This window comes from Bradyrhizobium sp., from assembly GCF_049798375.1.
Classification (GTDB): Bacteria; Pseudomonadota; Alphaproteobacteria; order Rhizobiales; family Xanthobacteraceae; genus Bradyrhizobium.
Map to the genome: position 1 here is coordinate 1 of NZ_JBARGP010000206.1, position 14,775 is coordinate 14,775.

At 64.9% G+C, this 14,775-nt stretch carries 14 protein-coding genes, 1 pseudogene and 1 riboswitch; of the genes and pseudogenes, 8 read left to right on the forward strand and 7 right to left on the reverse strand.

Annotation, left to right across the window (positions count from 1 at the left end; genetic code table 11):
* The coding region (locus WA702_RS08840; RefSeq protein ID WP_425110143.1) for an ABC transporter permease at positions 1-880 on the forward strand (880 nt) is incomplete at its 5' end.
* Between the two features lie 192 nt (positions 881-1,072).
* Here WA702_RS08840 and purB read toward each other — a convergent pair.
* The 3 genes from purB to WA702_RS08855 form a co-directional block, all read right to left on the reverse strand.
* On the reverse strand, positions 1,073-2,380 hold the full coding sequence (purB, locus tag WA702_RS08845; RefSeq protein WP_425110144.1) for an adenylosuccinate lyase: 1,308 nt from the start codon (positions 2,378-2,380) through the stop codon (positions 1,073-1,075).
* 160 nt (positions 2,381-2,540) lie between these two features.
* Complete coding sequence (locus WA702_RS08850; protein WP_425110145.1) at positions 2,541-3,188, reverse strand: response regulator; 648 nt, start codon at positions 3,186-3,188, stop codon at positions 2,541-2,543.
* Positions 3,189-3,208: 20 nt separating this feature from the next.
* Positions 3,209-4,564, reverse strand: a complete 1,356-nt coding sequence (locus WA702_RS08855) for a sensor histidine kinase (RefSeq protein ID WP_425110146.1) — start codon at positions 4,562-4,564, stop codon at positions 3,209-3,211.
* Positions 4,565-4,761: 197 nt separating this feature from the next.
* On the opposite strand from WA702_RS08855, the gene WA702_RS08860 reads away from it, so the two are divergent.
* Genes WA702_RS08860 through WA702_RS08870 form a run of 3 tightly spaced genes read left to right on the forward strand, consistent with a single transcriptional unit; the run spans position 4,762 to position 6,802 of the window.
* Positions 4,762-5,529, forward strand: a complete 768-nt coding sequence (locus tag WA702_RS08860; protein ID WP_425110147.1) for a MotA/TolQ/ExbB proton channel family protein — start codon at positions 4,762-4,764, stop codon at positions 5,527-5,529.
* Positions 5,526-6,197, forward strand: a complete 672-nt coding sequence (locus tag WA702_RS08865; RefSeq protein WP_425110148.1) for a hypothetical protein — start codon at positions 5,526-5,528, stop codon at positions 6,195-6,197. Before WA702_RS08860 ends, WA702_RS08865 begins: the two co-directional genes overlap by 4 nt.
* Positions 6,194-6,802, forward strand: coding sequence for a hypothetical protein (locus WA702_RS08870; RefSeq protein WP_425110149.1), 609 nt, complete (start codon positions 6,194-6,196; stop codon positions 6,800-6,802). Before WA702_RS08865 ends, WA702_RS08870 begins: the two co-directional genes overlap by 4 nt.
* A gap of 87 nt (positions 6,803-6,889) precedes the next feature.
* Here WA702_RS08870 and WA702_RS08875 read toward each other — a convergent pair whose 3' ends face one another.
* The 3 genes and pseudogenes from WA702_RS08875 to WA702_RS08885 form a co-directional block, all read right to left on the reverse strand.
* Complete coding sequence (locus WA702_RS08875; RefSeq protein ID WP_425110150.1) at positions 6,890-7,480, reverse strand: hypothetical protein; 591 nt, start codon at positions 7,478-7,480, stop codon at positions 6,890-6,892.
* A gap of 127 nt (positions 7,481-7,607) precedes the next feature.
* On the reverse strand, positions 7,608-8,975 hold the full coding sequence (locus WA702_RS08880) for a serine hydrolase (RefSeq protein ID WP_425110151.1): 1,368 nt from the start codon (positions 8,973-8,975) through the stop codon (positions 7,608-7,610).
* A pseudogene (locus WA702_RS08885) lies at positions 8,899-9,201 on the reverse strand (serine hydrolase domain-containing protein); the annotation flags it as partial. The pseudogene WA702_RS08885 and the gene WA702_RS08880, both read right to left, overlap by 77 nt.
* Before the next feature lie 279 nt (positions 9,202-9,480).
* Here WA702_RS08885 and WA702_RS08890 point away from each other — a divergent pair.
* The 4 genes from WA702_RS08890 to WA702_RS08905 all read left to right on the forward strand — a co-directional run bounded on the left by WA702_RS08890 (position 9,481) and on the right by WA702_RS08905 (position 14,110).
* Positions 9,481-9,720, forward strand: a complete 240-nt coding sequence (locus WA702_RS08890; RefSeq protein WP_425110152.1) for a hypothetical protein — start codon at positions 9,481-9,483, stop codon at positions 9,718-9,720.
* Between the two features lie 802 nt (positions 9,721-10,522).
* On the forward strand, positions 10,523-11,263 hold the full coding sequence (locus WA702_RS08895) for a metallophosphoesterase family protein (protein ID WP_425110153.1): 741 nt from the start codon (positions 10,523-10,525) through the stop codon (positions 11,261-11,263).
* A gap of 4 nt (positions 11,264-11,267) precedes the next feature.
* Positions 11,268-12,704, forward strand: a complete 1,437-nt coding sequence (locus tag WA702_RS08900; protein ID WP_425110154.1) for a serine/threonine protein kinase — start codon at positions 11,268-11,270, stop codon at positions 12,702-12,704.
* A gap of 67 nt (positions 12,705-12,771) precedes the next feature.
* Positions 12,772-12,984, forward strand: a riboswitch (cobalamin riboswitch).
* Positions 12,985-13,060: 76 nt separating this feature from the next.
* Positions 13,061-14,110, forward strand: coding sequence for a HoxN/HupN/NixA family nickel/cobalt transporter (locus tag WA702_RS08905; RefSeq protein WP_425110155.1), 1,050 nt, complete (start codon positions 13,061-13,063; stop codon positions 14,108-14,110).
* Here WA702_RS08905 and WA702_RS08910 read toward each other — a convergent pair.
* The coding region (locus WA702_RS08910) for a bifunctional allantoicase/(S)-ureidoglycine aminohydrolase (RefSeq protein ID WP_425110156.1) at positions 14,103-14,775 on the reverse strand (673 nt) is incomplete at its 5' end. The genes WA702_RS08905 and WA702_RS08910 overlap by 8 nt on opposite strands.

The following is a 14,775-nucleotide window of genomic DNA, read 5'->3' on the forward strand; positions in this document are numbered from 1 at the left end:
GGCCTGCGTCATCATCATCGGCGGCATCGAGCTGTCGGTCGGCTCGGTGATCGCGCTGCTCGGCGTGCTGTTCATCGACCTGATCGTCAATCGCAATGTCGACTGGGTCACGGCCTTCGCACTGATCATCGCTGGCGGGCTCGTGATCGGCGTGATCCACGGCCTGCTCGTCACCAAGATGAAGATCCAGCCCTTCGTGGTCACGCTGTGCGGCCTTTTGATCTATCGCGGCGCCGCGCGCTACTACACCGAGGATTCCACCGCCGGCTTCGGCTATGGCGCCAGCTTCCCGACCTTGGAATGGCTGACTGCGGGCCGCACCGATGTATTCGGCTTTCCACTGCCGCACAGCGTGATCGCGCTCGCCATCGTCACCGCGATCGCCTGGGTGGTGCTGCACCGGTCGGTGTTCGGCCGTTATCTCTACGCCGTTGGCAAGAACGAGGAGGCGGCGCGCTATTCCGGCATCCGCTCCGACCGCGTCATGATCGCGGCCTATGTAGTCTGCGGCGGGCTCACGGCATTCGCGGCGGTCCTGTTCGCGATGTACACCCGCTCGATCTCGCCGGCGGTGCACGGCTCGTTCTATGAGCTCTACGCGATTGCCGCCGCTGTGCTCGGCGGCTGCTCGCTGCGCGGCGGCGAGGGCTCGGTCATCGGCGTCGTGCTCGGCACCGTGTTGCTGCAGATCCTGCAGAACCTGGTCAATCTGCTGGGCATTCCGAGCTCGCTCAACTTCGCGGTCATGGGCACGGTGATCCTGATCGGCGTGCTCGCCGACCAGTATCTGGTGCAGCGCCGCCGTCGCGTGGTCACCGCGAAGGGACACGCGCGGGCAGCCTTGGCCGGAGCACCGTTGGAGCAGGCGAAGGCGGAGTAGGCGCCAGCCGTCCGTAACGATCCTTCGAGATGCCCGCCTGCGCGGGCTCCTCCGTTGTGCTGCGGGTGGTGCGCGGCGAGGCAGGTAACAGCGTCATTGCGAGGAGCGTGAGCGACGAAGCAATCCAGACTTCCTCTTGAATCTGGATTGCTTGGCTTCGCTCGCAATGACGACCCGATTGTGCAGCCGCGATTATCCCTCGCCGAACACGCGCTTGAAGATCGTGTCGACGTGCTTGAGGTGGTAGGCGAGGTCGAACTGCTCGTCGATCTCGGCATCGGTGAGATATTTCTTCACCTCGGCGTCCTGCTTGAGCAGCGTCTTGAAGTCGCCTTCGCCGCGCCAGACCGGCATCGCATTGCGCTGGACGAGCTTGTAGCTGTCCTCGCGGCTCGCGCCCTTCTGGGTCAGCGCGATCAGGAGCCGCTGCGAATGCACCAGGCCGCCGAGGCGGTCGAGGTTCTTTTCCATGTTGGCCGGATAGACCAAGAGCTTCTCGATCAGGCCGGCGAGACGCACCAGCGCGAAGTCGAGCGTGACCGTCGCGTCGGGGCCGATCATGCGCTCGACCGACGAATGCGAAATGTCGCGCTCGTGCCAAAGCACGACGTTCTCCATCGCGGGAGTCACATAGCCGCGCACCATACGCGCCAGACCGGTGAGGTTTTCCGACAGCACCGGGTTGCGCTTGTGCGGCATTGCGGAGGAGCCCTTCTGGCCCTCCGAGAAGAACTCCTCGGCCTCCAGCACCTCGGTGCGCTGCATGTGGCGCACTTCGGTGGCGATGCGCTCGACCGAGGAGGCGATCACGCCCAAGGTCGCGAAATACATCGCATGGCGGTCGCGCGGAATCACTTGCGTCGAGATCGGCTCCGGCGTGAGGCCCATCGCCTTTGCGACATGCGCCTCCACGCGCGGATCGATCTGGGCGAAGGTGCCGACAGCGCCCGAGATGGCGCAGGTCGCGACTTCCTTGCGCGCCGCGACCAGCCGCTCGCGGGCGCGCGAGAACTCGGCATAGGCATAAGCGAGCTTGAGCCCGAAGGTCACCGGCTCGGCATGGATGCCGTGCGAGCGGCCGATGGTCGGCGTCATCTTGTACTCGAAGGCGCGCTTTTTCAGCGCCGCCAGCACCTTGTCGAGGTCGGCCAGCAGCAGGTCGGCAGCGCGGGTGAGCTGGACGTTGAGGCAGGTGTCGAGCACATCCGACGAGGTCATGCCCTGGTGCACGAAGCGCGCCTCGGGACCGACGATCTCGGCGAGATGGGTCAGAAAGGCGATGACGTCGTGCTTGGTCTCGCGCTCGATCTCGTCGATCCGCGCGACGTCGAAGGTGGCGTCCTTGGCCTTCGCCCAGATGGTCCGGGCCGCGTCCTTCGGAATGGTGCCGAGTTCCGCCAGCGCATCCGCCGCATGCGCCTCGATCTCGAACCAGATCTTGAAGCGGGTCTGCGGCTCCCAGATCGCGGTCATTTCGGGACGGCTATAGCGGGGGATCATGCAGGGGCTCCAAAGCACGGCAGCCGGGTGCAGCAAAACAGCTGCCCCGGCGGGTTTCAAGGCCACGCTTTAGCAGATCGGCCACTGAGGGGACAAGAAGAAGCCGACCGGCCGGCACGGGGGCAGGGTGTTCCGGCGGAGGCCAGCGGATACGGCGTCGTTAGAGCTGGGTCAGCCCGCAGGCGGCGGCGAAGCGCACCAGTTGGGCGTCGGTCTGAAGCCCGGTCTTGGCCTTCACCAGATAATGGTAATTCTGGACCGTCTTGACGCTAAGATGGAGATTGGCGGCGATCGCATCGGTGGTCAGCCCGGCCGCGAGCTGCCGCAGGATCTCGATCTCCCGTTCGCCCAGCCGGTCCAGCGTCGCCTGCAACGGGTCGAGGCTGTCGGCTGCGAGGCTATGCGCCACGTCGTCACTGATGGCCCGCTCGCCGCGGGCGACCGCGCGGATGGCGCGGATCAATGCCGCGGGCTCGCTGCTCTTGGTGACGAAGCCGCCGGCGCCGGCGCTGAAGGCGGCCTTCACCACCGCGACCTCGCTGTGCATGCTGAACACCAGGATACGGGCAGAGCGGTCGCGGGCGCGGATGTTGCGGATCGCCTCCAGTCCGCTCGCCCCCTGCATCGAAATATCCATGATGACGATGTCGGGCGCATGGGTTTTAAACGCGGCATAGGCCTGTGCCGCGTTCTCCGCCTCGGCAACGACCGCAAAGCCGTCCTGACTCTCCAGCACGCGCCGGTAACCCTGGCGGACCACCGGGTGATCGTCGACCAGCAGGATCGACAATTGTGCCGCCTCCGCCATCAGCCTCGACGCTCCCTGTTTCATGCAGCGATCGGAATCATCGCCGCGACGCTGACCCCGCGCGGAGCAAGGCCGATCGACAGCGAGCCGCCGACCGCGGCGATCCGTTCGCGGATTCCGGCGAGGCCGAAGCCGGATGATTCCGTGAGTTCAGCAGTGTCGCCGCCGCCGTCATCCTCGATGCAGATCAGCAGCGCGTCTTCCGTTCCGCCCTGTCGCGCGACGCGGAGCGAGATCTCGGAGGCGGTGCTGTGACGCAGCGCGTTGGTGAGGCATTCCTGCGCGACGCGATAGGCCGTCACCGCGACCGGCCCCTGCACGTCGGCGAAATCGCCCTGCAGGTCGAGGCGGATGGTCGGACGCGCGGCGTTCTGCCAGCATTCGGTAAGCGCGATCAGGCTGGCCTCGAGCCCGATATCGGCGGCAAGTGGACGCCGCAACCTGCTGAGCGTGCCGCGCAGGCAGGTCATCAGGTGCGCCGTCGCCTTCGAGATCATTCGCGCATCCTGCGCCAGCTCCGCCTCGTGCGCCGCGCCGGCCTCAATGGTGCTGGCAAAGGCCAGGATCGCGGTCAGGTTCTGGCCGAATTCGTCATGCAGCTCGCGCGCCAGCGTCCGCCGTTCCTGGTCCCGGACGTCGAGCAACTGCTGGGTCAGCGCCGCGCGCTGCTCGGTCGCCAGTGCCAGCCGGTCACCGAGCTCGGTGACGGCCTGTCCGATCATCGCAAGATCCATGGAACGGAAGCGGGGCAGCACGGGGCGGTAGTGGCCGCCGGCCATGCCGCGCAGCGCGACGACGATCGATCGCGCCGGCGCCAGTGCCTGCGCGATCGCAAGCGAAGCGAGGGCGCCGATCGCCAGCGCCATCGTCAGCGCGACGCTGAAATTGTCCTGGATGCGCTGCCAGGCGAGCTGGATCGCGGCATCGGAATCAGCCACCGCTGACACGGTGCCGGCGGTGCTGGCGCGGATGCTGATCGGCTGCGCCACCGCGCGGTGGTCGCCGAGCACGGTTTGCACAGCCGAGCTGAACCAGCGCGGCGGCGCCTCGCCCAGCCCCTTGCTCTGGCCGCAGAGCGGCTTTTCGAATGGCGCTTGCGGTTGGAACGCGACGCAGATGCCAGGCGAGATCAGCTTCATCGTCTCGGTGGTGCGCCAGTCCGGAATCGGCAGCAGATGCTCGCGCGTCCTGCTGCTGCGCAGCAGCAGCTCCTGCCAGTACAGTGCCTGCAACGCCTGGGAGACGCGTTTGGCGGACGCGCTCGTCGCCCGGTCGACGCTGCGATAGGCATCGACGGTGACCCACATCGTGGCGGCCGCAAGGCAGACGGCGACGATCACGGCGAGGCGGCAGATGAGCTGAAGCACCAGGCGCATGCGATCATCTCCACAGCTTGTCAATGGAGGGTAACAACATGCACCGCCGCCGCCAAGCATCTGCGATGCCTCCTGCGTCGATTGGGAAAATTTCCCAGCGGCTTCCGGGCATATCCCTTTGGACGCGATGCTGTGGCTCTGCTTAACTGTCGCTGATGCGCCGGCGGAGACCGGATCGATAAGGGAGCTAACGCGACATGAGCGTGGTCAGCAGTGCCGAGATAAGAGTTCCGCCGGCGGAGGGGCCGGAGCGCGGCCCGCTGCTGCTGTGGATGATCTTCACCGGCCTGTCGATCTTCGCTGCCGTGGTGCTGTGGCGCTACGGCTTCATCCATATGATGGTCGCCTCCGACCGTACCTATCTCTCCAGCGTGATCGCTGCGCTTTACGTCCTCACCTGTGTCCACTGCTTCTGGCGCACGCGGCGCATTTCACGCGAGGCTGACCTTGCACGACGCTGCCGCGCCGTCCTGACCGGGCCCGATCGCGCGCGGGTGCTGCAGCCGGACGCGCATCTGCTACCGTCGGGCCTCGTGCCCGATCATATCAGAAGCCTCGTCACCAAGGCGGAGACGCAAGGGGCAGGGCGCATCGACCAGACCCTGCTGCTGCGAGCGCTGGCCGACCGGCTGCGCGGCTCCAACGGCTTCGGTGCGTTTGCCTCCGACACACTGATGAAGCTGGGTCTGCTCGGCACCATCATCGGCTTCATCATCATGCTGGCGCCGATCGCGGGCCTCGACGTCGGCGACAAGCTGGCGATGAAATCCTCGATGGGACTGATGAGCGACGGCATGGCGGTGGCGATGTACACCACGCTTGCCGGCCTCGTCGGCTCCATCCTGGTGCGCATCCAGTACTACATGCTGGATACCGCGACCCAGCGGGTGTTCTCGGATGCGGTGATGCTGACCGAGACGCGGGTAACGCCGCTGCTGGAAAGCTATCCGGAGCGTCCCGCATGATGGATGATTTCGGTCTCTATCCGCGCGACGAGCAGTTCGATCCGTTCAGCGTCATGCTGTTCAAGGCGCTGCAGATCGTCGCCTTCCTGTTCTTCATCGCGGTGCTGTCGATCTCGCCGGATGCCAAGGACGGCAAGGTCGACACTAAGGCCGAGTTCATCATCACGCTGGACTGGCCGGACAATCACCCCGACGATCTCGATCTGTTCGTGCAGGACCCGGTGGGCAACATCGCCTGGTACCGGCATCGCGAGGCCGGCTTCCTGACGCTGGATCGAGACGACCGGGGGGGCGCCAATGATTTCATCCTGGTCAACGGACTCAAGATCGCGTCGCCAATCCGCGAGGAGATCGTCACCATCCGTGGCCTCGTTCCCGGCGAATACACCGTCAACGTCTCGCACTTCCAGGCCGTCAGCGGCCAGCCGGTCGAGGCCACCGTGAAGGTGCAGAAGCTCAATCCCACCGCGCAGGTGATCTTCGACGACAAGGTCACGGTCGATCACACCGGCGACGAGAAGACCGCGGTTCGTTTCAAGCTGGACGCGGCCGGCAAAGTGGTCGACGTGATGCGGCGGCCGAAATCGCTGCTGGCAACGTTTCGCAACGTGCATGCCAACGGCGCCGACATTGATCCCAAGACCGGCGTGAGGATGTTCCGGCCGTGAGCAATCTGCAGACCGTGATCGTGACGCTGGCCGTCAGCTACGCGCTGATCGGCGCGCTGTTGCTGCTGGTGCTGGTCTATGCCCGCCTGCCATGGCCGGCCAAGGCGGCCGCCGTGGTCGTCACCAGCGTGTTTTATGTCGTGAGTTTCGTCGGCGCCCGCAGCCTGCTCGGCTGGGCCAGCATCGACCGGCTGCCGGCGAGCTTCAAGTTGCTGCAGACAAGGATCGTCGATCCCCACACGGTCGAGGGCGATCCCGGCTCGGTCTATCTGTGGGTCGAGGCGCTCGACGAGGACAACCGGCCGAGCGGCGTGCCGCGCGCCTACCGGCTGCCCTACACCGATGCGCTGGCCGACAAGACCCAGCATGCCTCGGACCAGATCGCGGCCGGCCATCCGCAGGGCGGTCGGGCCGCCGATTTCGGCACCGGCGAGGGCGGCATCATCGACGCGGCGCGCGAATACATCCTGCCGAAGAGCATCATCCAGACCGCAGGCGGCGATCCCTCGACCGGTGAGTTCAAGGCGGGTGTACAAGCAGGCGACGGCGTCTCCTTCACGCCGCTGCTGCCGCCGCGCATGCCGCCGAAGGACCAGGAGCAGTAGGCGACGAAACGGCGGTCCAATGGGTACCCCGGATGAGCGCAGCGATATCCGGGTCACGATCCCGCATATCGCTGCCACTCATGCTGGCTACGTTTGCTGCCGCCCGGCGGCGATGTCGGCGACCGCCTTTGAAAACCTGCCATACATGCCAACCTGTCTGCCAGCGAACTTGGTCGCGACGTCGACGATATCGAGCGGCGAGCGCATCGAGGCGAGGCTGGCGGCCAGGTCGAGATTGTCCCGCGTCATCTCCATCAACAGCTTTTGACAGGCTTCCATGCCGGCCATTGCCCGCAACGGTCCCGCCGGAGGACTCTCCATGCTTGATGAGGAACTGGCCATCCTTGCTTCACCCGGCGCGGCCTCGACCGATTCCTCGGCCTCCGAGCGAGCTTCGACAGGGAGCGCAACGTCCGGCTTCGGCTCGGCGATACCTGGCGGGAGCACCGGCTGGAGTTCGAGTTCCACAGGTGGCACCGGCGACAGCTTGTCGTCGGTCTTGTGGCCGAGGAATTCCGGGAGTCTCGTTTCAGTGGACGTATCAGCCTGGAGTTCCTCTGCTTCCGAGCCGGTCATGGCGGGGACCGGGACGGCGCGCTTCGGCCTCGACGTGGGCTCCGCGATGACGGTTGCTCCGGCGGCCGTTTTGCGGGGCTTAGTCGTTTTGCGCTTACTCATTCGGGCATCCTCTGCGGCATTGCCGGACAGCGAAGCGAGTCCGGCCTAATCCAATCGCGTGGCCAGGCAATTGGTTCCGCGCGCCGTCGTCAAGCGACCATCAGCCCTCCAATCGCGGATACTGCGTTCAACTCGACAGGAGATCGGCCTCGCTCCGTTGCGCGATGAACATGCCGTTGGGTTGATGAAACACCAGCGCATCGACCGAGCCAGTCCCGCCGCGTCGAAACTCCACGCGAAACCCTTCAAGCCCGGCAATGCCGAAAATGCCACCTTGGTGGGGGCGTAGATGATACAGCGGCTGATAGTCGGACTTCAGCGTCAGCTCGCCGTCGGCCTGCAGCGAGACCACACGCGTCATCGACCCGTGCCGCCAGCAACCCGCACAAGCCGCGCGAAAGGTTGCATCCATGCAGTCGCCACCCGGTGCGCGCGCAAAGACGATGTCCGCGACCATCGGGTCGAACTGAGCCGACAGACTGGCGACATTGCCGTCGCGATCGGTGTTGAACGACAACGCAAGACGGTCCGGATTCAACGCGTAGGGCAGTTGCGGGGTCTCGAAGGTTTCATAGTGGCGGTGCGTCAAAGGTCCGGAGAAGATCCGATAGGTCCAGTGAAGACCGTGGTCTGCCGCCGTGATGGTGATCCGCCCGTAGGCCGGATGTTCATAGCTGCCCGCATAGTCTGATAGCGCGTGGCCGGGCGATGCGTTCGGCTTTCGGGCCTTGGCACGGTTCTGCTCGTCGATCTCTTCCTGCGCCAGCGCCTTGCGGCGGAGATCGCGAAGCCGCTCCAGCCACGGAACGGACTCCTTACCGCTGACATGGTCGAACACATGGTTGATCAGGATGGACGGAATCGGCGCTCCCGAGACGTTGCAGAACACCGCGATGCCGAGCTTCCGCTCGGGCACCAGCCGCATCAATGTGCTCCAGCCGAGCCAGCCGCCGGAATGTCCGACGATGCGCTCGCCGCGATAAGTCGTTGAGACGAAGCCGAGGCCGGAATGGACAGGGCCGAATTCGCGATCCGGCGCCGATGAGTAGACGCGTGGTGCCTGCATCTCGCGCGCCAGTGCCGCGGACAGCAGCCGCTGGTTTTCGAATTCGCCTTCGGCGAGCAGGAACTTCATCCAGTTGGCGATCGCTGCAACCGAGGTGTTGATCGCGCCAGCAGCTGTCGCATGCACGGGCCAGAGCTTCGTCGGCCGGCGCTCGCCGCGATGGACGATATAAGGCGTGGCCGCATCTTCTGCGCGTGCCAGGTCGCCGACCGTGAACGTCACCGGCATCTTCAGCCGTTCGATGATGCGGGTGCGGGTGAAATCCTCCCAGCTTTGACCGCTGAGTCGTTCCGTCACGAGGCTCGCCGCGTTGTAACCGAGATTGCTGTATTGATAAGGTGGTCCGGATGTCGCGGCTCGGCTCGATGTGGCGCATGGCGGCCAGCATCTGCGTGCGCGACAGGCCGCCCGGCATCCAGACCCAATCATGCCGCGGCAGGCCGCTGTGGTGAGACAGCAGGTCGCGCACCGTGACGCGCTCCGTGGCGACCGGGTCGTGCAGCCGGAATTCCGGAACATAGTCGCGAACAGGCTTGGTCCAATCGAGCCGGCCCTCGTCGACCAGCATCGCGAGACCCGTGGCTGTGAAAGTCTTGGTGATCGAGCAGATCGTGAACTGGGTCTGAGGTGTCGCCGGCAGGCACCTGCCATTCAGTCATCGCTTCTTCCGCGAGAACATCGAGGTCCGATAGCAGGTCGGCTAGGAATTTATCGTTCGCCATGGAGTCGGACATCGCGGAGCTCATGCCATGCGTCGTCGTAACTGTTACGTATCGTAACATTTGACAGATGTTCATGCAAGGAGCGCGGAGGGCGGATTAGGGCGACAAGACCGCTTGTGACCCATTGCGGACTCGGACCAACATTTTCTAGGAAATATCTTAGAGATCCTTTTCCGACGTCTGCTTAGTATCCGATCCTCTCGGAGGAGCACATGACCAAACCGTTTCTGAGCTTTACGATCGAGCGAGAGGGCAAGACTATCCAATTGTGCGCTAACGATGCCGGTATTGATAAGCTCATTGAGGCTCTGCAAAAACTCAAAAAGGTGAGGCACATGCACCTTTGGGACACGACGAACTCTCCAAAACACGGAATCCTGAGCGAGAACGCACCCTTCGGGCAACCCGCGGTTTGCGAAATTTCGATGACGACCGTCCAAGATGACGAGTAGGTCAGGACGATTTGTGGCCCTAAGCCAATGAAGCCGTTCACCAACGGCCCATCAACTCGCAGCAGGAAACCTGACATCGCCAGGATGGCGCCTCATTGGCAGCTTGTGGCCCATAGCCGAACATCGCGTTGATGCGGCGAATTTCCGGTCTCGAGGTTAGAGCTGATGCGGACCGTTTAGGTATCCTCCGACGAAAATATCTATTGCGTTTTTTCAGAAATTGTGATTTGATGCGGACATCCCGCCTCGTCGAGAGGGGCGTTGCGCGCGATCGTCACGACACGTGAGGCGGGGATGCGATGGACGTTGGGCTTGTGCAGACGAACACAGGCCGGCGGACGTGAAGTCGTGTGGTCCTGACACCCCGACGCTGGTGTCCGGCGCAGCGCGCAAGCGTTGTCGCCTACGGTGGCCAGAAAGCCCGGTGCACCGAGGAGATCACGATATAAGCGTTAAAACCGTCGCGCGGGGAATGCCGGTTGTTCCGGCTGAACCTGTGGTACCTGCCGCGTGCATTTTTTTTCGCAGGCGGGCCATGGGTGCGGCCAGCATCCGGCATTCCCCGCGCCCTCTCGCTGTTCGAGTGGGTCCAGAGATCGCAAAGCTCGGGCGTGATCCGCCGCGAGAACGAACGGTCGTGGGTTCAAAGCTGCTGAGATGTGAATCGCTTGCCCGTCGATGTTCGGGGCGGCCCGGCCATGATGATGAGGAAACATCGATGCCAACTGGCCGACCAACCTGTTTGCTGTTCCTTACTTTTCGTGCGAAGGCGAGGGAGACTCGTCAGACGCGGAGGAAGCGGATGCTGCTGGCGTTGTTTTCCGACATCCATGGCAACCGACAGGCATTTGCCGCCTGCCTGGAGGCCGCGCGGTCGCGCGGCGCCGAGCGCTTCGTCTGCCTCGGCGACATCGTCGGCTATGGCGCCGATCCGGAATGGTCTGTCGAGACCGTGATGGAGCTGGTCGCGAATGGTGGGCTGGCGATCCGGGGCAACCACGATCATGCGATCGGATCCAATGGCGAGAACATGAATGCGCAGGCGCAGGCCGCGATCGATTGGACGCGCGACCGGCTCAGCGCGGCGCAGCGCCGATTCCTCGCGGAGCTACCGATGAGCATCGAGGATGAGGATCGGCTCTATGTGCATTCCGAGGCCTCGGGCCCGGCCCGCTGGCACTATGTGCAGTCGACCGCCGATGCCGCGCGCAGCATGATCGCGACGTCAGCGCAGGTGACATTCTGCGGCCATATCCACCGTCCGGCGTTGTATTCGTTGTCGGCGACCGCCAAGATGACGAGCTTCATCCCCACCTCCAACGCGCCGGTGCAGCTGTTGCGCGGCCGGCAATGGCTCGCGGTGGCGGGATCGGTCGGGCAGCCGCGCGATGGCGACGCCGCCGCCTGCTTCCTGACCTTCGAGACCCGAACGCGGGAGGTCACCTATTGCCGCGTGCCCTACGATGTCGAAACGGCGGCGCGGCGCATCCTTGCCCATGGCCTGCCGCCATGGCTCGCGGAGCGGCTTTCAGCTGGACGATAGCGCGATGCTGAAATCTCCGGTCCGCACCGGCGCTGTGATCGATGGCTTCGCGGTCGGCGACTGCGTGCATGCCGGCGGCATGGCGACGCTGTGGAGCGTCACCCATCCCGACATCGACCGGCCGCTGCTGATGAAGATTCCGCGCGTGGCGGAAGGTGAGGATCCGGCCGCGATCGTCTCCTTCGAGATGGAGCAGCTGATTTTGCCGAAATTGTCGGGCTCGCACGTGCCGGCCTGTTTCGGCGTCGGCGACTTCGCCCATCAGGCCTATGTCGTGATCGAGCGCATCGCGGGCGAGACTCTCTACAAGCGCCTGCCGGAGCTGCCGCTGCCTTATGAGGAGGCGAGGGGATTGGTCGCCGGGATCGCGACCGCGCTGGCCGACCTACACAAGCAGCATGTGATCCATCACGACATCAAGCCATCGAGCATCATGTTTCGTCCCGCCGGCGAGGTCGTGTTGATCGATTACGGCTTGTCGTGCCACCGCCGTTTGCCCGACCTGCTGCAGGAGGAATTCCGGGTGCCCTATGGCACGGCGCCCTACATGGCGCCGGAGCGGCTGACCGGCCTGCGCAACGATCCGCGCAGCGACCTGTTCTCGCTCGGCGTGCTACTTTATTTTTTCACCACGGGTGTGCGGCCGTTCGGTGAGAGCGAGACCTTGCGCAGCATGCAGCGGCGGCTCTGGCGCGATCCGTATCCGCCGCGCCAGCTCAAGGCGGATTACCCGCCGTGGCTGCAGGAGATCGTGCTGCGCTGCCTGGAGATCGAGCCGAAGCGCCGCTATCCGACCGCCGCGCAGCTCGCCTTCGATCTCAGTCATCCCGACCAGGTCAGGCTTACGGCGCGCGCTCACAAGGTCAAGCGCGATTCCATCATGACGGTATGGCAGCGGCGTTTGAATCGCGGTTTGGCGCCACCCGAGCCTGCGGCCGACGTCGCCGCGCAGATCGCCTCCAGCCCGATCGTTGCGGTCGCGATCGACATCGCAGAAGGGACAGAGGAGCTCAACGGCGCGCTGCGCCTTGCCGCTGCGCGCATCCTGGCGACGCTGCCCGCGGCGCGGCTTGCCTGCGTCAACGTGCTGAAGCTCGGCCGCGTCACCGTCGACCGCAGCCTCGACGAGCATGGCAACAGCAAGCATATCGACCGCATGGTGCAGTTGCGGCACTGGGCCTCGCCGCTCAAGCTCGACGCCGACAGGTTGACCGTGCATGTGCTGGAGGCGATCGATCCGGCTTCCGCCATCCTCGAATTCGCTGGCGTGAACCAGGTCGACCACATCCTCATCGGCGCGCGGCAGGATTCGATATTGCGCACGCTGCTCGGCAGCGTGTCGGCCAAGGTCGCCTCGGAAGCCAATTGCACCGTGACCGTGGTGCGTCCGCCGCGGCTTGCGGCGCCGAGCGAGGTGCGGAGCGGCGAGGCGGCGTCGTAGCGGCAGCGAGGTCTTCGGGTGTTGAGGGGGCGATGCGGGGCGGGGATTGACAGCCATGGTGTTTGAATGAACATGGCGGGGTTCAGGTGCGCCGCTCGCAAGATCGGCGCGTGGGAATGCGGTGCGGCCGGGCCAGCAAGCCCTAGCCAAATCCGTAGCTGCGCCCGCAACTGTAAGCGGCGAGTTCCTGCCATGATGCCACTGGGCGGTCGCACCCGGGAAGGCGGACCAGGAGCGTCGACCCGCAAGCCAGGAGACCGACCTGGACCGTCATCCATCCGGCGTGCGGTGCGCGCGGCGGGGCGGCTTCCGCTGCGGTGACACGAGATGGTTTCGCGGATGGAAGGATCGCCTGCATGCTCTTTCACCTGAGGAACGCGATCGACGATCACTCGGCCGAGTCCCGTCCGCGGATCATCGCGCTCTACGTGTTCCTGTTTCTGATCAACGCGCTCGCCTGGACCTGGGCCATCGTGGCACTGTCGGACCGGCCGGCGCTGCTTGGCACGGCGCTGCTCGCCTATGTGCTCGGCCTGCGGCATGCCGTCGATGCCGACCACATCGCGACCATCGACAACGTCGTGCGCAAGCTGATGCAGGACGGCAAGCGGCCGCTCGCGGTTGGGCTGTTCTTCGCGTTCGGCCACTCGTTCTCGATCGTTATCGCGGTTGCGGCGATCGCCGCGGCGGCGTTCGCGCTGCAGGGCCGGTTCCAGCACTATCAGGCGATCGGCAGCATCATCGGCACCGGCACCTCGGCGTTCTTCCTGCTCGCCATCGCGGTGATCAATCTCGTCATCCTGCGCAGCGTCTGGCGCAGCTTCAAGCGCGCCCGGCGGGGCGAGGATGTCGAGGAGCAGGAGCTCGACATGCTGCTGTCCGGCCGCGGCCTGCTATCCCGCATGCTGCGGCCGCTGTTCCGGATGGTCACGGCAAGCTGGCAGATGTTCGCGATCGGCTTGCTGTTCGGATTGGGCTTTGACACCGCAACCGAGATCAGCCTGTTCAGCGTGGCGGCGGGGCAGGCCTCCGGCGGCCTGAGCTTCAGCACCGTAATGATCTTCCCGGCGCTGTTCACGGCCGGCATGACCCTGGTCGACACCACCGACAGCGTGCTGATGGTCGGCGCTTATGGCTGGGCCTTCCTCAATCCGATCCGCAAGCTCTGGTACAACCTCACGATCACCGCAATCTCGGTCGTGGTCGCCGTGCTGATCGGCGGCATCGAGGCGCTCGGCCTGATCGTGAACAAGCTCGCGCTCGAAGGTCCGTTTTGGGATCGCGTGTCCGGTCTCAACGAAAGCCTCGCCAATTTCGGCTATCTCGTGGTCGGCGTCTTCCTGGCGAGCTGGGTGGTCTCGTTCCTGATTTATCGCTGGCAGGGATTGGAGCGGCGGCTCACCTGAACAGGCGCAGGTTCATATGCCGGTTGGCGTCCTTGTAGAGCAGATAGCGGAAGCGGCCGGGGCCGCCGGCATAGCAGGCCTGCGGGCAGAATGCGCGCAGCCACATGAAGTCGCCGGCCTCGACCTCGACCCAGTCGCGGTTCAGCCGGTAGACCGCCTTGCCCTCGAGCACGTAAAGTCCGTGCTCCATCACATGGGTTTCGAGGAACGGGATCACCGCGCCGGGCTCGAAGGTGACGATGTTGACATGCATGTCGTGCCGCACATCGAGCGGATCGACGAAGCGGGTGGTGGCCCAGCGCCCGTCGGTCTGCGGCATCGGCACCGGCGCGATGGCGGCCTCGTTGGTGACGAACGCCTCCGGCGGCGCAAGACCCTGCACGGCCTGATAGGCTTTCCGAATCCAATGGAAAGTTGCCGGCACCTTGCCGTCATTGTGCAAGGTCCAGCTGCAGCCCGGGGGCAGGTAGGCGTAGCCGCCGCTGCTCATGCCATGCGAGGCGCCACCGAGCATCAGCGTGACGGTGCCGCTGACAACGAACAGCACGCCCTCGGCCTCGGGATCCGGCTCCGGCTTGTCGCTGCCGCCGCCGGTCGCGACCTCCACGATGTATTGCGAGAAGGTCTCGGCAAAACCTGACAGCGGCCGCGCGATCACCCAGACC